We start from the raw sequence: 16,346 nt of genomic DNA, 5'->3' as shown, positions 1-16,346 counted from the left end.
ATGGAGATGCTGAACCTCAGCCCGTTCCCGAACCTGCGCTTCTTCAACACCGACAACGAGGGCCGGGAGTTCGGGGTGCTTCTGGTCAAGGGCACCTACGACATCACCGCGGACGGCCGCCTCGTCGTCGCCGACGAGCAGGAGCCGCTGGTGCTCACCGACACCTATCACGGCGCCCTCAACACCTCGTCCCTGCGCGTGCCCTCCGACATCGTGCCGAAGAAGCCGCGGGCCGACGTCATCCTGAACGCGGTGGCGCGCGTGCCCGGCGGCCTCGCCCGGCCGTCCTGGACCTGCGGCGTGCGGGTCGAGGGCGAGCACGTGCTGGAGCGCCGCCTGCGGGTGACCGGCCCGCGGGTGTGGGAGCCGGTCTGGGGCGTGTCGGAGCGGGCACGCGCCACGATGAGCGCGGCCGAGCGGCGGCGGGTGTTCGGCGGCTGGCGCTTGAGCGAGCCGGAGCCGGCGAGCGAGGTGCCGATCCGCTACGAGCTCGCCTCTGGCGGGCTGCTGGCGCGCCCGCAGGAGGGGTCGGACGAAGCCTTTCTGGAGGCCGACGAGCGCAACCCGCTCGGCTGCGGCTGGATCGACCCCGCGCTGACGCCGATCGAAGCGCCCGTGTCCGCGCCGCGGATCGAGGCGGCGGACGCGCCGATCCGGGAGCCGCACCACCTTTATGCCCCGGCCGGGTTCGGGCCGATCCCGCCGGCCTGGCTGCCGCGCCGGCCGCTCGGGGGCACCTACGACGCGCACTGGCGGGCGCATGTCTGGCCGAACTGGCCGGCCGACTACGACTTCGCCTACCACAACAGCGCGCATCCGGACCTCGTCTATCCCGACCTGCTGATCGGGGACGAGACCGTACGGTTGTTCGGGTTCGGCGGAGAGGACGGGGAGCGGGTGATCCGGCTGCCGGGTCACGCGATCGTCCTCGAGGTCACGCGGGCCGGAGGACGGGCACACGCGGCGCCGATCGAACTCGACACCCTCTACCTCGATGTCGCCGACCCTGATCCTCGTCGGCACCGCGCGCACCTGAGCTGGCGGACGATCTTCGATCATCGGGAGGTCGAAGGCTTGACCTTCCTGCTCGCCGACCTCGCGGAACTCATGGCGCCGCCGTCGACCGAAACGGAGAAGAGGAGCTGAGATGAGCAAGCCGGTTTCCGGCCGCCGCGAGGGCAGCAACCTGATGGTCACGACCGGCCCGGACGTGTGCTGGACGCCGATGGGCGGCGGCATGGTGCCGGTGGCCTATTCCTGTGTCGTCGATCTCGACGGGTCGGAACGCGTCTCCCCGGACGTACGCAACAACGCGCTCAAGGACTTCCAGCTCAACACGCGCGCCGTGCGCATCACCGGCCACGAGCCGGGGACCGGCAAGGGTGTCGTGGTGCCGGGTTACAAGAAGTACTCGCACGTCAGGACGGCGAGTTCGACCGTGTTCTCGCACGGCCATGCGGTGGTGCGGGACGGAGACCCGTGCTGGATCAACCATCCCGACCTCGGCCCGACCGAGCCGCAGCGCACGATGCGCTCCGTCGAGATCCCGTCGGCCTGGGTCTCGAAGCCTGGCTCGGATGCGGGGGCGTAAGCCGATGGCGTTCCATCGTCCGCGTCCAACAGCGCTCGCAGAGACAGACGCGTGAGCGGCCCGAACACCACCCGCGGCCGCGAGGGCGGCCAGCCGAACGAGTCCACCCAGCCCGCCAATGCCGGCGGCAGAATGGTCGTCGGCGCCTCGGCCGCGCCGTCGGCGCCGTCCGAGACGAACGAGCAGAGGCGCGAGCGCATCCTGAGCGAGGTGCGCAAGAACCGGACCGGCATGGGGTGGCTCGGCCACGCCGACGCCTTCATGCGCAGTGCCGCGAACACCGCCACCTTCGGCTATGCCGACAAGTTATCCGCCGGAGCTGACGCCCTCCTCGGCAAGGGCGAGGGCGACTCCATCGCGGAGCGGTACCGCTTCAACCAGGAGGTGAACGAGGCCGTCAATCAGGTCGATGCCGAGGACCGGCCGACCGCGCAGACCGGCGGCGAGGTCTTGGCCGAGAACCTGCCCTACGAGCGCGGGGCGCGGCTCCTGAAGGGCGGCGAGCGGATCCTGCGGCGGCTCGGACGGGGCCGGAAGGCGTGCAAGGCGTGCAGCCGCCGCCCGGTGGTGCTGAGCGACGGGACCAAGGTCACCTTCGACGTCGATTTCCTGCTGCACGGCGCCCTTCCGCTCGACCTGTCGCGCGCTTACGCCTCGGACCTCGACCACGACGGGCCGCTCGGGCGCAACCGCATCGGCAGCTTCGACGAGACCCTGTCGGCGCAGCCGGACGGCAGCCTGCTCTTCGTCATGGCGTCCGGCGTCACCGCCGACTATGCCCGCCCCGCACCCACCATCGGCGAGGTCAGCGTCAACACCCACCATCCCGCGATCACCCTCGCGGCCGGCCCGGACGCGACCTTCACGGCGCGCGAGCACGGCGTGACCCGCCTCTTCCGCCGTTATCCGGACGGTGTGTGGCGCCTCGCCGAGATCCGCGACCTCAACGACAATGCCGCGCGCCTCGTGCGCGACGAGACCGGCCTGCTCCATCGTCTCGACCGGTCGGACGGGTTCGCGCTGCTGTTCGAGAACGACGAGGCCGGGCGGCGCACCGGCGTGACCCTGCGCGCGCCCGGGGGCGAGACCCGGCCGATCAGCCGCTACGCCTACGACGCGCACGGCAACCTGGTCGAGGTTCGCAACACCTACGCCCGCTCGTTCCGCTACGCCTACGACGCGGCAGGCCGATTCGCCGCCTACGACGGCGGCGTCGCGACCCGGGTCGCCTACGCCTATGACGGACAGGACCGCGTGATCGCCGTCACCACCCCGGGCGGTGCGTTCGACCACACCCTCGCCTACGAGCCCGAGGCCCGGGCGACGACGCTGGCCTATGCGCGCCTCACCGGCGCGGCCCGCACCGTGTTCGACGCGGACGGGAACTTCGTCGCGCACACCGACGGGCTCGGTCAGACCCGCACCTACGAGCGGGACGCGTTCGGCGCCGTGGTGGCCGAGACCGACGCTAAGGGCCACCGCACGGCTTACGACTACGACGCCTTCGGCACCCTGAGCGCTGTGACCGATCCGGAGGGCCGTCGCACCGCCTACCAGCACGACGAGGACGGCCGCCTCGAACGCCTGATCGACCCCGCCGGCCAGACCTGGACTTGGACCTATGACGGGCGCGGCAACCTCGTCTCGGCGGTCGATCCGCTCGGCATCCGCACCGACTACGTCACCGACGCGGCCGGCCTGGCCACCGCGATCATGCGCCACGACGGCCTGATCGAGCGGCGCGACTACGACGCGCACAACAACCTCTTGCGCCTCGTCGACTATCGCGGCGGCACCACCCTGTTCGACCGCGACGCCTTCGGCCGGCTCGTCGCCCGCACCGATCCCCTCGGCCACGTCACCCGCTTCGCCTACGACGCGCAGCCCGGCGCCGACTTCTGGACCCCCACGGCGCTGACCCGCCCCGACGGCGTCACCGTCCGGCGCGAGGCCGAGCCTCGCCAGGCCACCCTCGCCGTCACCGATGGCGAGGGCCGGCGCACCGTCTACCGCTACGGCCCGTTCGACCTGCTGGAGGCGATCGAGGATCCCAAGGGCGGATCCTTGCGCTTTTCCTACGACGCGGAAGAGCGCCTGGTGCGGGTCGAGAACCAGCTCGGCCGGCACTGGAGCTTCGCGCGCGACGCCGCCGGGCGGGTGATCGAGGAGACCGACTTCGACGGGATGACCCTGGCCTACGCCTACGACCGGGCCGACCGGGTGAGCGAGACGCGCCATCCCGACGGGGCGCGGATCGCCTACGCCTACGACCGGGCCGGGCTGCTGCTGCGCCAGGAGGCCTTCGCGCCGGGGGCGCTATCATGCCCACGTCGGCGACCAAGCCCTGGCCGCCTGACCCAAGACAAACAGTCTCCGAAGAACCCGGAGCGGTTCGGTCGAAGGGCCGTGAGGATCTCCCGGCCGCACTGGATGGCCTGCGCGAGGACGGCCGGATCCTGTGCCGGACGGTTCCATTCTGAGCGACGATCGCGTTCCGGGTCCTCGCCGACCATGATCGCCCTCCCATTCTTCAGGGGACAGGTCGCATGAGCAGCATCCCGGGGGCGACGTCCGGGCCGCCACGCCGTCTCCCGTCATTCGGCGCGCCGTTCTTGAAGCAGCCCCACCCACTGCTCGGTCGGTTGCGCGCCGGAGACCGCCCACGCGCGGTCGACGATGAAGAACGGCACGCCCGTGACCTGCATGCCGGCGGCCTGCTGCTCCAGGGACTCGACGAGAGCCCGCAACTGCGCGTTGCCGAGCGCATCGTCGACGACGTCGCGCTCGAGCCCGGCCGCGATGCCGACCTGGCGCAGGATTTCGGGATCGCCGAGGTCCCGGCCCTCCTCGAAATAGGCGCGGAACAGGGCGTCCACGACCGGATCGGCCCGTCCCCGCTGCCCCGCCGCCGCGATCAGCATGTGGGCGCGCCGCGTGCTCGGGGTGCGCGTCATCGTCTCGAAGGCGAAGCCGATGCCTTCCTGCCGCCCGAGCTCGGCCATCTGCGCGTCGAGCTCTGCGGCGCGCCCGGGCCCGAACTTGCGGGCCCGGTAGAGCGCGCGCTCCATGCCGTCGGCCGGCATGCCGGGGTTCAGCTCGAAGGGCAGCCACGCGATCGCGGTGCTCTCGCGCAGGCCGAGCTGGTCCAGGGCGCGTTCGAGCCGGCGCTTGCCGACGTAGCACCACGGGCAGATCACGTCGGAGAACACGGAGATCGTCAGCGGCATGGGCGTGCTCCTGATCGTCCAAGGTGACCGTCGCTTGGGTCGTTCGAGGCATGGCCGATCGCGGTCCCGAGCGCCAGCCCTGCCCGGCGAGGTCCGGCCGTCGACCGGGACCGAGGCCGCGCGGGACCGGGCCGCGTCACGCGATCCTGAGCGCCCCTCGCGACGCTCGTCCTCACGGGGCGCCCCCTGACCCGGGCGTGTCCGCCGACAGCGCCTCGATCGAGCGGCCGGAGGCGACGGAGAGCGGGCATTCCTCCAGGATGTCGGGTGCGCCGCGCGGGCGGGCCGCCGCATCGGCCGCCTTGACGAGGAGCCAGGATATCTGCCGGCCGCGGGGCGGCATGCGCGCGAGGCGCCAGCCGCCGGTCAGCTTCGCGCCGTGGAGGCGGAAGCGGAGCGACCCCGAGGCGAGACCCGCGACCGGGTCTCCGTCCGGCTCCCAGGTGCCGCGGTCCCACAGGAGCACGGCGCCCGCGCCGTAGGATCCCGACGGGATCACGCCCTCGAAGCCGCCGTAGTCCAGGCGGTGGTCCTCGACCTCGATGGCGAGCCGCCTCTCGCCGGCGATCAGGCTCGGGCCGCGGGGCAGAGCCCAGCTCTTCAGCACGCCGCCGACCTCGAGCCGGAAGTCGTAGTGGAGCCGGCGGGCGGCGTGCTTCTGGACGACGAAGGACGGCATGGGCGCGGCGATCGATCCGGTCCGGCGGCGCCATCCGCGGCGCTGCGCGTCCGGGCAGAACGGTTGGTCGGCCCGGTGGTTGCGCGTCCGGGTTGCAGCAACCCGAATGCCGGTCTCATACCCTCGCGCCTTGGTATCTCCGTGTCGATGCCAAGGCGTCCGGCGCATCGGCGCCGACGCCCGTTCGGCTTAAGCCAGCGCCTCCGAACGGATCCGTTCGAAGGCGCGGCGGTCTCACAAAGCTGCCTCGGGCCCGAAGCCGAGCCCGGCGGCGAAGCGGTTCCAGGTCTCGCGCGTCACCTGCCCGCCCGTCGCGCGCCGGTGGCCTTGCGCGAACTGGTCGTCGGGGCCGAGCGGCGGGGCGCGTTCCCCGAGGAAGGCGATCAGGTCCGGCACGGCGGCGCTGCGGACGGCGAAGTGGACGAAGCCCTCGCGAAAGCCCGCATTGGCGCCGATCACCACCTGCCGGCGCAGGCGGTGGGTCCAGGACTGGGCAACGAGGGGGTGGATCTGGCAGGGCGAGTCGCAGCGGATCAGCGCGACCGGACCGGAGAAGAGCGGGGGCCCCTTTCGGGCGGCGTCGAGCGCCGTCGCCACCTCGGCGCGGGCGGAGCGCAGCGCCTCGCCGTCGGGCGAGGCGTCGGACAGGACCGCGTCCGGGCCGTCGGCGCGCAGGAGCAGGCGCAGGGCCGGCGCGGCATCGCCGCGGCTGGCGCGGCGCGGGGCGTTGACGAGGCTCACGGCCTCGCGCAGCGCCTTCAGGGTACCGAATCGCCGCGCGCGCGTCATCGCGTCGGGGAACTGCGCCGCGGCCCCGCGCTCGCCGAGATCGCCGACCGCCCCGAGCGCCGCGAGCCAGACGAGCGCATCGGCGCCCGCCTCGCCGAGGAGGGCGGCGGCGCAGCGATGCGCCAGGAGGCTCGAGGTCGGGATCGGCGCCTCGTCGGCGCCGGAGATCACCGTGGCGACCTCGGGCGCGGGCCGGCCGCGGGGGACGTGGTGATCGACGAGAAGGGTCGGCAGCCCGGGCAGGATCGGCTCGGCCTGCACCCCGAGATCGGCGACGACGAGGCCCGCCACGGGAGGTCCGGCGGCGAGCTCGGCCCGGATCGCGTCGGACCAGGCGCCCTCGCCCCGGCCGATCACCCGCACCCGCGCCGGGCCGTGCGACGTGCCCGCGAAGGCGCGGGCGAGGATCGCGCCGGCCGACAGCCCGTCGGCATCGTCGTGGCACAGGATCACGGGCGTGCCCGGTCCGAACCGCGCCAGGGTCTCGCGGAGGCCGGGAGGGGCGTCGGAGGTCACGACCGCGCTTCGGCGCGCAGGCTCGCGACGAACCGGCGGGCGATCGCGCGCACCGCTTCGTCGTCCCGGGTCGCGTCACCGGCCGGGTCACCGAGGTGGTCGACGCTGGCCTCGAGGGCGTCGAGCAGTTCCGGATGCCGCCCGGCGACGAACTGGATGGTGGCAAACAGCAGGTGCTCGGCGACGATCTCGCGCCGGCGGGCCTGGATCGTCGGGTCGGTTGGGGTCTGCGCGCTCATGGATGGGCAACCCGCGGACGCGCCCGCGGTTCTCCCGCCCCGCGTGGCGAAGGCCCGCAGGTGGAAGGGGGCGACCGGGATCCGCTTCGGACTCCCCTCGACGCCCGGGTCTCTGCTAGAGAGGCGCCAGAGCGCGGCTCTGACAAGCATAACCCTAGGGCAGGACATTCGCCGTGGAAGAGATCGAAACCAGGACGATTCGCAAGGTCATGTGGCGGCTGATGCCGTTTCTGGTCCTTTGCTACTTTGTTGCTTACCTCGACCGGGTCAATGTCGGCTTCGCCAAGCTGCAGATGAACGCGGCCCTGGGGCTGTCGGAGGCCGCCTACGGGTTCGGCGCCGGCCTGTTCTTCATCGCCTACTTCCTGCTCGAGGTGCCGTCGAACCTCGCCCTCGACAAGTTCGGCGCGCGGCTGTGGATCGCCCGCATCATGTTCAGCTGGGGCCTGATCTCGGCCCTGTTCGCCTACATCCAGCCGATCTCGCGCGCGACCGGGATCTCGAACGAGTACGTGTTCTTCGCCTTGCGCTTCCTGCTCGGCATCGCCGAGGCGGGTTTCTTCCCGGGCATCATCTTCTATCTCACGCTCTGGTTCCCGTCGGTCTACCGTGCCCGGGTCGTCGCCATGTTCATGCTGGCGATCCCGTTCTCGTCGATCGTCGGCGCGCCGGTCTCGGGTGCCCTCCTGAACATCACCGGGGCCGGCCATGACGGCTGGCAGTGGCTGTTCATCCTCGAGGCCATCCCGTCGATCGTGATGGCGTTCGTCGTCGTCTTCTATCTCACCGACCGGCCGGGCCAGGCGAAGTGGCTCGGCGCCGACGAGAAGTCGTGGCTGGAGACGCGCCTCGAGACCGAGCGCAAGCAGAAGGTCGCGGTCGAGCACCTGAGCATCGGCAAGGCGCTGTCCGACCCGCGGGTGCTGGCCTGCGCCTTCGTGTATTTCTGCCTGAACGCCGCGAGCTACGGCGTCGCGTTCTTCCTGCCGACCATCGTCAAGGGCTTCGGGGTCAGCAACTTCCAGACCGGCCTGCTCTCCGCGCTGCCCTTCGTGTTCGGCGCGGTCGGGATGGTGCTGCTGGGCCGCAGCTCCGACCGCACGCTCAAGCGCCGGGAGCACGTCTGCTTCGCCATGATCATCGCGGCGGTCGGCGTCGCGGGCGCGGGCCTGGTCGAGAGCCCGGTGCTGGTGCTCGGGCTGCTCTGCCTGAGCCAGATCGGCGTGTCGGCGACGCCGCCGCTCCTGTGGCCGATCCCGAGCGCCTTCCTGACCGGCAGCTCGGCCGCCGCCGGCATCGCGGCGATCAACTCGATCGGCAACCTGTCGGGCTTCGCCGGTCCCTACGTCATGGGCTACCTCAAGGACATGACCGGCACCTTCACGGCCGGCCTCCTGGTCCTCGGCGCCACCACGCTGGCGGGCGGCATCGTGGCGATGACCCTGAAGGTCAGCCGGGACCTGGAGAGCGCGGCGGCCGCCAAGGCGGCGCCGGCGGAGTGAGAGGCCGCGCCGGCGGAGTGGGGAGCCGTCCGGACGGTGGCGTCCGGACGGCACGATACCGCGCCGCCGGACGGATCCGTTCGGCGGCGTCGCGCCCTCAGCGCAAGGCCGACCGCAGGGCGTCGCGGGTCGGCAGGTCGGCGCCGCGGCGGGTGCAGGTGAGGCTCGCGGCGGCGACCGCCTCGGACAGGACGTCGCCGATGGCCTCGGCATCGAGGCGCAGCAGGGTCTCGCGCGCGAGCCGGCCGTCCCGGTCGAGGCGCGCCAGCAGCGCGGCGTGGAAGCTGTCGCCGGCCCCGACCGTGTCGATCACCGCGACCGCGCGGCCCGGGACCGCGACCGTCCCGCCGGCATGGTGGGCCCGCGCCCCGTCCGGACCGGCGGTGACGACGACCAGCGCCGCCCCGGCCGAGAGCCAGCGGGCGGCGAGCGCGGCCTCGCCGGCCCCCGCCCCGTAGGCCGCCCGCAGGTCCTCGTCGGAGAGCTTGACGATGTCGGCGCAGGCGACGAGCCCGTCGAACCGCGCGTGCCAGCGCCCGAGATCGGGGATCAGGCCGAGGCGCAGGTTGGGATCGAGGCTGATCACCCGCCGCCGCGCCTCGCGGGCGGCGAGCGCCGCGTAGGCCGTGCCGACCGGCTCCGCCACCAGCGAGACCGAGCCGAGGGCGATCCCCCGCACCGCGTCGGGCAGGCTCGCCGGCAGGTCGCCGACACCGAGATCGGCATGGGCGCAGGATTCCGCGTGGAAGGTGTAGGCGGGGTGGCCGTCGGGCCCCGTCGCGACGATCGCGAGCGGGGTCGGCCGGGCGCTCGTCCGGGCGTAGGCGAGGTCGACGCCCTCCGCCGCCAGCCGGTCGGCCAGCATCCGGCCGAAGGCGTCGCCGGACAGGCCGCCGAGGAAGCCGCTCCCCGCCCCGAGCCGTGACAGCCCGACCGCGAGGTTGAACGGCGAGCCCCCCGCCACCGCGAGCGCCGGCAGCCCGCCGCGCTCGGAGGCCGGGCGCCCCGTCTCCGCGAAGCCGGTCTCCACGAACAGGTCGATCAGGGCCTCGCCGCAGACCAGGATCATCGGGGTCCTCCTCGGGCGGTTCGCGATCGGGCGCGCCGGCATCCGCTCCCCGCCCGCCCGGACTGGGGGCCTCGCGCTCATCCGACGAGACCTATCGCGGTTCCCTCGCGCCGCCAGCGGAGGCCGCGCCCGGCCACGGGCCGCCCTGCGACCAACCTGCGCGCTGCGCTACGTGTAACCGGTCGAAAATCGTATGAACCTTCACCCGGTGCCCGTGTCCCGGCCCGCCTCCTCGCGCATCGCCGCGAGGCCGAGGCGGACGTGGTCGCGAAACAGCCGCACCCGGGCCGGCAGCTCGCGGCCCGCGAGGCTGACCGCCCGCAGGACGCCGCCGCGGCTCGCCCAGTCCGGCAGCACCGGCACGAGCGCGCCCTCCTTCAGGGCGCGGGCCGCCACCAGGCTCGGGATGTGGCCGATGCCGGCACCGGCCCGGGTCAGCCGCAGCACCGTGGCGTAGTCGGTGGCGCGGATCGCCGGCCGGGCGGCGACGTGGCCCTCGCGGCCCTCGCCGTCCGAGAGCCGCACCGGCGCGGCGCCCAGGCGCTCCCGCGACAGGATCAGGTCGTGGCTCGCGAGGTCGTCGAGGGTCGCGGGCGGCCCGCGTCCCGCGAGGTAGGACGGCGCGGCGTAGAGGCCGATCACCAGGCTCGCCAGCACCGGCGCCCGGTAGCCGCCGTCCTGCCCCTCGCCGCTGCCGAGGCGCAGCGCCAGGTCGATGCGGTTGGCGGCCAGGTCGAGCCGCGTGTCGGTGATCAGAAGATCGATCGTGACCTGCGGGTAGCGCGCCCGGAACCCCGCGACGAGGTCGGGCATCACCTCGATGCCGAAATCGATCGAGGTGGTGACCCGCAGGTGGCCCCGCGGCAGGGTGCGGGCGTCCCGCGCCGTCTCCAGCGCGCCGTCGAGGAGGGCGAGGCTCTCCTGCGCCTTGGCGTGGAAGGCCAGGCCCTCGACCGTCGGGGAGACCGCCCGCGGCGTGCGGGCGAGCAGGGTGACGCCGAGTTCCTGCTCCAGCCGCGAGACGCGGCGGCTGATGCTGCCCTTGGTTTCCCCGAGAACTTCCGCCGCCTGGGTCACGGTTCCGTGATCGACGACGGCACAAAAGGCCCTCACGTCGGAGAGGGCACCCCGGAAGGTTTCCGAACCAGCAACCATGTGTCCCGGTTTAGCTGTCTTACGCCCGGGACGGAACCGGCTTAATCCGAGCGCCGCACGATCGGCGCGGTGCGGAAGACCTGGATGCAGGCCCGCCCGGCCCCGACGACACGGAGTGTTCTCGTGAAGCTGTCCGTCCTCGCCCTCGGCCTCGCCGCCGGTCTCGCCCTCGCCGCCCCCGCCGGGGCTCAAGGGGCCGCGACCCGCGACCCCGCCCAGATCCAGGCGGGCACCTACGTGGTCGACCCGAACCACACCCAGGCGGTGTTCACGGTCAACCACTTCGGCTTCTCGCCGTATACGGGCATCTTCTCAGACGTGTCCGGCACCCTGGAACTGCAGCCGGCCAAGCCCGCCGAGAGCCGCCTGAAGGTCACCGTGCCGATCAAGTCGCTCTACGCGCCGAGCCAGCACCTCGTCGACTCGCTGAAGAGCGACAAGTGGCTCGACGCCGCCCAGTTTCCGGAGATGACCTTCACCTCCACGAAGGTGACGCCCGAGGGCAAGGACAAGGCCAAGGTCACCGGCGACCTGACCCTGCACGGCGTGACGAAGCCCGTGACCCTCGACGTGACCCTGGTCGGCGCCGGCGCCAACCCGATGAACAAGAAGGTCACGGTCGGCTTCGAGGCCAAGGGCACGATCAAGCGTTCCGACTTCGGCGTGAAGACCTTCGTGCCGGCGATCAGCGACGAGGTCCACCTGACCCTCAACGGCGCCTTCGAGCGCAAGGACCAGTAAGTCGAAAGCCGAAGGGTCGATCCTCATGCGCACGGTCGCGACGCCCCGTCGCTACACCCTCGTCGCGATCGTGCTGCACTGGCTGATCGCCCTCGGTATCCTGGTCCTGCTGGCCCTGGGCCTCGCGATGACGCGGGGCTCGCTCCCGCCGATGGACCGCTTCGCGTTCTACCAGTGGCACAAATCCGTCGGCCTCACGGTGCTGGTGCTGATGGGCCTTCGCGTCCTCTGGCGCCTGTTCCACACGCCCCCGCCGCTGCCCGAGGCGATGCCGAGGGCCGAGCGGCGGGCGGCGGGCGCGGCGCATCTCGCGCTCTACGGCCTGCTCGTCGCCATGCCGCTCGTCGGCTGGGCGATGGTCTCGGCCTCGCCCTACAACATTCCGACGGTGCTCTACGGGGTGATCCCGTGGCCGCACCTGCCGGTCCTGCCCGAATTGCCGAACAAGGCGGCGGTCGAGGGCGTGCTGAAGCTCGTCCACAGCTACGGCGCCTGGCTCCTGATCGCCCTTCTCCTCCTGCATGTCGGCGCGGCCCTGCGCCACCACCTCGTGCTGCGCGACGACACCCTGTGGCGGATGCTCCCCCTGGTGCCGCGTCCCGGCTCGAAACCCGAGGTTCCCTCGCGATGACACCCTTTCGCCTCGCCCTCGTCCTCGCGCCCGCCCTGGGCCTGTTCGCCGCCCCGCTCGCCGCGCAGGCCGCCGACTGGACGGTCGATCCGACGAAGAGCCGCATCGGCTTCTCGGGCACCCAGGTCGGCGCGCCGTTCAAGGGCCGCTTCACCCGCTACGACGCGCAGATCAGCTTCGACCCGGCCAAGCCCGAGGCCGGCAAGGCGGTGGTACTGATCGACCTCACCAGCGCCGAGACCGGCGACAAGCAGCGCGACGAGGCCCTGCCGCAATCCGACTGGTTCAACACCAGCAAGGACAAGCAGGCCCGCTTCGAGGCGACCCGCTTCGTCGCGAAGGGGGGCGATGCCTACGACGCGGTCGGCACGCTGACGATCCGCGGCATGCGCAAGGACGTGACCCTGCCGTTCACGCTCACGGTCTCGAGCGGCACCGCCCACGCGGTGGGGCATCTCGACCTCGTGCGCACCGATTACGGCGTCGGCCAGGGCTCCTGGGCCAACGACTCGATGGTCGCCCTGCAGGTCGGGGTGGATATCGACGTGACGGCGAGCGCCAAGTCGGGCGGCTGAGGCTGGGCCGAGCGGGCCCTTAAGGGCCCACGGCCTCCGCCCGCGGCACCCCGGCGGGCGCGGGCCGGGCGAACGGGTCGGCCGCGACCCGGGGCGCGAGCCGGAACAGGCCGGCGGGCGCGACGCCCTCCAGCTCCCCCGGCGCCAGGTCGCGGGCGATCACCACCACGAACGCCGCTCCATCCTCGCCGGGCCGGCCGAAGGGCCGCGGGCGCGAGAACAGCGTGCCGACGCTCTCGACCAGGAGCGGGCGCTCCGCCTCGGCGACCCGCACCAGCCCCTTGAGGCGCAGGAGCCGCTCGCCGAGGCGGCCGGCGAGGTTGTCGAGCCAGGCGGCGAGGTCGTCGTAGGCCAGCGGAACGACCGGCCGCGCGAGCCAGACCGCGACGCGGGGATGCGCGCCGCCGGTCTCCGGTACCAGCAGCGCCGGATCGGGACCGGCCCCGGCGAGCGGCGCGAAGGCCGCCGCCACGGCGGCCCCGCGGTCGGGATCGGCGACGATCCCGGCGAGCGGGTTCAGCCCCGCGATCTCGGCCCGGGCCGCGTCGCGGCGCTCCGGCGGGCCGGCGTCGAGCTTGGTCAGGACGATGCGATGCGCCGCGGCCCATTGCGCCGCGGCCTCCTCGAAGGCGGTCGCCTCCGGTCCGCGCAGCGCGTCGTAGGTGGCGACGACCGAGACCCGCATGGGCAAGCCGGCGAGGCTCGCGAGCTGGCGCAGGACCGGGCCGGGCTTCGACAGGCCGCTCGTCTCCAGCACGATCCGTCGCAGCGGGCCCGAGGCCTCCGGCCGCTCGGCGGCGAGCAGCGCCTCGACGGTGCGGGCGAGGTCGCTCGTCATCTGGCAACAGACGCAGCCATTCGCCAGCATCGTCATCGGGACGTCACCCGCGGTCTCGCGCAGGATCAGCCCGTCGAGGCCGATCTCGCCGGCCTCGTTGACGATGACCGCGGTGTCGGCGGCCTCCGGGCGGCCGAGGTAGTCGCGCAGGAGCGTCGTCTTCCCCGAGCCGAGGAAGCCGGTGAGGACGACGAAGTCGAGGATGTCGGTCACGGCGCCGCCTGATCAGGCGCGGCGTATTTCGCCGGTACCGCCTCGTCCCAGGTCGCTTTCACGAGTTCGCGCACGTCGGCGAGCAGTTCGGCGGTGTCGTAGATCACCCCGTCCTTGATCGTGTACTTCAGGCCCCGGTGCCAGGTGGCGCCGTTCGTCGCCTCGTCGAGGCGCAAGGCGCCCGTGCCGTAGAGCAGCTTGAAGTCGGTGAGCGGGTTGTGGTCGTGGACGAGCAGGTCGGCGCGCTTGCCGACCTCGACCGTGCCGATCTCGTCCTCGAGCCCGCACAGGGCCGCACCCTGCGAGGTCGCGGCGCGCACGACTTCGAGCGGGTGGAAGCCGGCCTCCTGCAACAGTTCCAGCTCGCGGATGTAGCCGAACCCGAAGATCTGGTAGATGAAGCCCGAATCCGATCCGGCGCAGACCCGGCCGCCGCGGTTCTTGTACTCGTTGATGAACGCCATCCAGAGCCGGTAGTTCTCCTTCCACTCGATCTCGTTCTGGGTCGACCAGCGATACCAGTACGAGCCGTGGCCGCCGCGCTGCGGCGTGAAGTAGTCCCACATCGACTTCCAGGTGTATTCCTTGTGCCAGTCGGCCTGGCGCGCCCGCATCAGGTCGCGGTTGGCGTCGTAGATCGTGAAGGTCGGCACGAAGGTGAAGCCGAGCGCCAGGAACCGCTCCAGGGTCTCGTTCCACTTGGCGGAGCCGGGCTCGGCACCCTGGCGGAACATCTGGCCGGAGACCGAGAAGCGGAAATACTCGTCGTTGTAGTCGTAATCGAGCGGGAAGTTCTGCACCACCCGGTCCTCGAACAAAGCCTCGGGCAGGCCGTAATAGTGCTCGGCGCTGGTCAGGCCCCAGCCGGCGGTGGTGAGCGCGTTCATCCGCGTCACCGCCATCTGGGCGTGGTGGCAACCCGACTTCAGCCCGAGCTTCGCGCACTCGTCGAGGGCCGCCTCCATGATGGCGGGCGGCGCGCCGAAGAACTTCACCCCGTCGGCGCCGCGCTCCTTCAGTTTGCGCAACCACGCCCGCCCTTCGTCCGGCGTGTGGATCAGCTTCAGCATGTCGTTGACGGCCGGGAAGTAGCTGTAGGCCAGGAGCCGCGGCGCCGCGATCTCGTTGGCCTCGGAGCGCCGCTTCTGGTCGAGCATCCAGTCGAGCCCGTTGAACGAGCCCATCTCGCGCACCGTCGTCACGCCGTGGGCGAGCCAGAGCTTGTAGACGTACTCGACCGGCGGCACCCAGCCGTTGGCGGCGTGGTACGCGACGCCGGCATGGGCGTGGCAATCGACGAAGCCGGGGGTCACCCACTTGCCGCGGCAGTCGATCTCGTGGTCGCCCGGCGCCGGCCGGTTGGCGTTGGTCGCGAGGTTGCCCGCGACCTTCTTCAACTGCACGATGCGGCCGTTCTCGACCACGATGTCGGTCGGGCCGATCGGCGGCGCGCCGGTGCCGTCGATGACGGTGGCGGCTCGCAGCACCAGGCGCTTGTGCGGCCCGATCCCGCGGTCGCGGGAGGTCGAGGGGACCAGGGGCGGCTGACCGGCCTTGGCCCGCTCGGCGGCGAGCTCGTTGCCGGCCGGGATCGTCCCAGTGCTCGTGGCGTCGCTCATGGTGTCCTCCCGTGTTCTTGTTAGCTCTAGCGGGCGTAGCGGCGACCGAGAAGCGCGGTGCCGAGCACCGTCAGCACCAGGGTCGCGCCGAGCAGGATGAAGGCCAAAGCCGCGCCGAACGGCCAGTTCGTGCTCTTCGAGAACTGGTCGTAGACGGCGGGCGCCATCATCTTGAACTGCGAGCCGCCGAGCAGCACCGCGGTCGCGTAGGTGTTCATGCACAGGATGAAGACGAGGACGCAGCCCGCCACCGTGCCGGGCAGGGCGAGCGGCCACACCACCCGGCGGAACACCGTGAAGGCGCCAGCACCGAGATTGGCCGCCGCTTCCTCCACCGCCCGCGGGATGCTCTCGATCACCGAGGACAGGGTCAGGATCATGTAGGGCAGCACCACCGCGATCGTGCCGACCGCGACCGCGCCGGGCGTGTAGATCAGCGGCAGCGGCTGCGCGATCACGCCGAGGCCCCGCAAGGAGGCGTTGATCAGCCCGTCATTGCCGAGGAGCCCGAGCCACCCCGCCGCCCGCACGACGTTGCCGACGAGGAGCGGGATCAGGGTCAGGACGGTGACGAGGCTCTTCCAGCGGCTCTCCATCCGGGCGAGCCGGTAGGCCGCCGGGAACCCGAGCGCCAGGGTCAGCGCCGTGCAGATGAAGGCCATGAGGAGCGTCGTGCCCATCACGCCGCGGTAATACGGGTCGGCGACGGCGTTGAGGTAGTTCTGCGCCGTCGTCGCCTCGATCATCAGCTGCGTCGCGCTGTACTGGTTGAGCGAGATGCGCGCGAGCAGCACCATCGGGCCGACCAGCAGCGCGGCGACGACGAGGAAGGCCGGCAGGAAGAGGGCGAACACGGGCGGAGGTCTCGATCTTGGAAGCTGCTCGGCTGAGTCTTCGGCTCAGCCCCCTCGCGACCTCATCCTGAGGTGCGAGCGAAGCGAGCCTCGAAGGAGGGCTCCAGA

At 72.1% G+C, this 16,346-nt stretch carries 16 protein-coding genes; 7 read left to right on the top strand and 9 right to left on the bottom strand.

Annotated elements, in window-relative coordinates; genetic code table 11:
- Positions 1-6: 6 nt before the first annotated feature.
- The 3 genes from DK419_RS02555 to DK419_RS02545 are packed head-to-tail and all read left to right on the top strand — an operon-like array spanning position 7 to position 4,141.
- Entirely contained in the window at positions 7-1,146 is a 1,140-nt protein-coding gene (locus tag DK419_RS02555; protein WP_162561122.1) for a DUF2169 family type VI secretion system accessory protein, read from the top strand.
- A gap of 1 nt (position 1,147) precedes the next feature.
- Positions 1,148-1,591 (top strand): PAAR-like domain-containing protein, encoded by a 444-nt coding sequence (locus DK419_RS02550; protein ID WP_109957707.1) that lies wholly within the window; start codon positions 1,148-1,150, stop codon positions 1,589-1,591.
- Between the two features lie 51 nt (positions 1,592-1,642).
- Positions 1,643-4,141, top strand: a complete 2,499-nt coding sequence (locus tag DK419_RS02545) for a DUF6531 domain-containing protein (protein ID WP_109957706.1) — start codon at positions 1,643-1,645, stop codon at positions 4,139-4,141.
- Between the two features lie 44 nt (positions 4,142-4,185).
- Here the strand turns inward: DK419_RS02545 and DK419_RS02540 are convergent, their stop codons facing one another.
- From DK419_RS02540 to DK419_RS02525, 4 genes are all read right to left on the bottom strand, one after another.
- Positions 4,186-4,818, bottom strand: a complete 633-nt coding sequence (locus DK419_RS02540; RefSeq protein WP_109957705.1) for a DsbA family oxidoreductase — start codon at positions 4,816-4,818, stop codon at positions 4,186-4,188.
- 172 nt (positions 4,819-4,990) lie between these two features.
- A complete protein-coding gene (locus DK419_RS02535) occupies positions 4,991-5,497 on the bottom strand; it encodes a DNA polymerase ligase N-terminal domain-containing protein (protein ID WP_109957704.1) in 507 nt (168 codons plus the stop codon).
- 234 nt (positions 5,498-5,731) lie between these two features.
- Positions 5,732-6,802, bottom strand: a complete 1,071-nt coding sequence (locus tag DK419_RS02530) for a single-stranded-DNA-specific exonuclease RecJ family protein (RefSeq protein ID WP_109957703.1) — start codon at positions 6,800-6,802, stop codon at positions 5,732-5,734.
- Complete coding sequence (locus DK419_RS02525; protein WP_208642270.1) at positions 6,799-7,041, bottom strand: hypothetical protein; 243 nt, start codon at positions 7,039-7,041, stop codon at positions 6,799-6,801. Before DK419_RS02525 ends, DK419_RS02530 begins: the two co-directional genes overlap by 4 nt.
- A 221-nt stretch (positions 7,042-7,262) precedes the next feature.
- On the opposite strand from DK419_RS02525, the gene DK419_RS02520 reads away from it, so the two are divergent.
- The gene (locus DK419_RS02520) at positions 7,263-8,543 is read left to right on the top strand and encodes an MFS transporter (protein ID WP_245442804.1); all 1,281 of its coding nucleotides are present in this window, start codon (positions 7,263-7,265) and stop codon (positions 8,541-8,543) included.
- Between the two features lie 97 nt (positions 8,544-8,640).
- On the opposite strand, the gene DK419_RS02515 is transcribed toward DK419_RS02520, so the two are convergent.
- Both DK419_RS02515 and DK419_RS02510 read right to left on the bottom strand, forming a co-directional pair.
- The gene (locus DK419_RS02515) at positions 8,641-9,612 is read right to left on the bottom strand and encodes a PfkB family carbohydrate kinase (RefSeq protein ID WP_109957701.1); all 972 of its coding nucleotides are present in this window, start codon (positions 9,610-9,612) and stop codon (positions 8,641-8,643) included.
- 201 nt (positions 9,613-9,813) lie between these two features.
- On the bottom strand, positions 9,814-10,767 hold the full coding sequence (locus DK419_RS02510) for a LysR family transcriptional regulator (RefSeq protein ID WP_109957700.1): 954 nt from the start codon (positions 10,765-10,767) through the stop codon (positions 9,814-9,816).
- Positions 10,768-10,851: 84 nt separating this feature from the next.
- Between DK419_RS02510 and DK419_RS02505 the strand changes: the two genes are divergently transcribed.
- Genes DK419_RS02505 through DK419_RS02495 form a run of 3 tightly spaced genes read left to right on the top strand, consistent with a single transcriptional unit; the run spans position 10,852 to position 12,714 of the window.
- Positions 10,852-11,508 (top strand): YceI family protein, encoded by a 657-nt coding sequence (locus DK419_RS02505; protein ID WP_109962082.1) that lies wholly within the window; start codon positions 10,852-10,854, stop codon positions 11,506-11,508.
- 25 nt (positions 11,509-11,533) lie between these two features.
- Positions 11,534-12,139, top strand: coding sequence for a cytochrome b (locus DK419_RS02500; protein WP_109957699.1), 606 nt, complete (start codon positions 11,534-11,536; stop codon positions 12,137-12,139).
- Positions 12,136-12,714, top strand: coding sequence for a YceI family protein (locus DK419_RS02495; protein ID WP_109957698.1), 579 nt, complete (start codon positions 12,136-12,138; stop codon positions 12,712-12,714). Before DK419_RS02500 ends, DK419_RS02495 begins: the two co-directional genes overlap by 4 nt.
- Before the next feature lie 19 nt (positions 12,715-12,733).
- On the opposite strand, the gene DK419_RS02490 is transcribed toward DK419_RS02495, so the two are convergent.
- Genes DK419_RS02490 through DK419_RS02480 form a run of 3 tightly spaced genes read right to left on the bottom strand, consistent with a single transcriptional unit; the run spans position 12,734 to position 16,238 of the window.
- Positions 12,734-13,765, bottom strand: a complete 1,032-nt coding sequence (locus DK419_RS02490; RefSeq protein WP_109957697.1) for a CobW family GTP-binding protein — start codon at positions 13,763-13,765, stop codon at positions 12,734-12,736.
- Positions 13,762-15,384, bottom strand: coding sequence for an amidohydrolase family protein (locus DK419_RS02485; RefSeq protein ID WP_109957696.1), 1,623 nt, complete (start codon positions 15,382-15,384; stop codon positions 13,762-13,764). Before DK419_RS02485 ends, DK419_RS02490 begins: the two co-directional genes overlap by 4 nt.
- Before the next feature lie 26 nt (positions 15,385-15,410).
- Positions 15,411-16,238, bottom strand: coding sequence for an ABC transporter permease (locus DK419_RS02480; protein WP_109957695.1), 828 nt, complete (start codon positions 16,236-16,238; stop codon positions 15,411-15,413).
- Positions 16,239-16,346: the final 108 nt, after the last annotated feature.

This window comes from Methylobacterium terrae (genome assembly GCF_003173755.1).
GTDB classification, from domain to species: Bacteria; Pseudomonadota; Alphaproteobacteria; order Rhizobiales; family Beijerinckiaceae; genus Methylobacterium; species Methylobacterium terrae.
This window is presented reverse-complemented; position numbering and strand designations above follow the sequence as displayed.

What these genes read in the sequence shown, in the direction of transcription:
- DK419_RS02555 (WP_162561122.1), top strand. Translation starts at nt 7, where the DNA reads ATGCTGAACCTCAGCCCGTTCCCGAACCTGCGCTTCTTCAACACCGAC.
- DK419_RS02550 (WP_109957707.1), top strand. Translation starts at nt 1,148, where the DNA reads ATGAGCAAGCCGGTTTCCGGCCGCCGCGAGGGCAGCAACCTGATGGTC.
- DK419_RS02540 (WP_109957705.1), bottom strand. Translation starts at nt 4,818, where the DNA reads ATGCCGCTGACGATCTCCGTGTTCTCCGACGTGATCTGCCCGTGGTGC.
- DK419_RS02535 (WP_109957704.1), bottom strand. Translation starts at nt 5,497, where the DNA reads ATGCCGTCCTTCGTCGTCCAGAAGCACGCCGCCCGCCGGCTCCACTAC.
- DK419_RS02525 (WP_208642270.1), bottom strand. Translation starts at nt 7,041, where the DNA reads ATGAGCGCGCAGACCCCAACCGACCCGACGATCCAGGCCCGCCGGCGC.
- DK419_RS02520 (WP_245442804.1), top strand. Translation starts at nt 7,263, where the DNA reads ATGCCGTTTCTGGTCCTTTGCTACTTTGTTGCTTACCTCGACCGGGTC.
- DK419_RS02515 (WP_109957701.1), bottom strand. Translation starts at nt 9,612, where the DNA reads ATGATCCTGGTCTGCGGCGAGGCCCTGATCGACCTGTTCGTGGAGACC.
- DK419_RS02510 (WP_109957700.1), bottom strand. Translation starts at nt 10,767, where the DNA reads ATGGTTGCTGGTTCGGAAACCTTCCGGGGTGCCCTCTCCGACGTGAGG.
- DK419_RS02505 (WP_109962082.1), top strand. Translation starts at nt 10,852, where the DNA reads ATGCAGGCCCGCCCGGCCCCGACGACACGGAGTGTTCTCGTGAAGCTG.
- DK419_RS02500 (WP_109957699.1), top strand. Translation starts at nt 11,534, where the DNA reads ATGCGCACGGTCGCGACGCCCCGTCGCTACACCCTCGTCGCGATCGTG.
- DK419_RS02495 (WP_109957698.1), top strand. Translation starts at nt 12,136, where the DNA reads ATGACACCCTTTCGCCTCGCCCTCGTCCTCGCGCCCGCCCTGGGCCTG.
- DK419_RS02485 (WP_109957696.1), bottom strand. Translation starts at nt 15,384, where the DNA reads ATGAGCGACGCCACGAGCACTGGGACGATCCCGGCCGGCAACGAGCTC.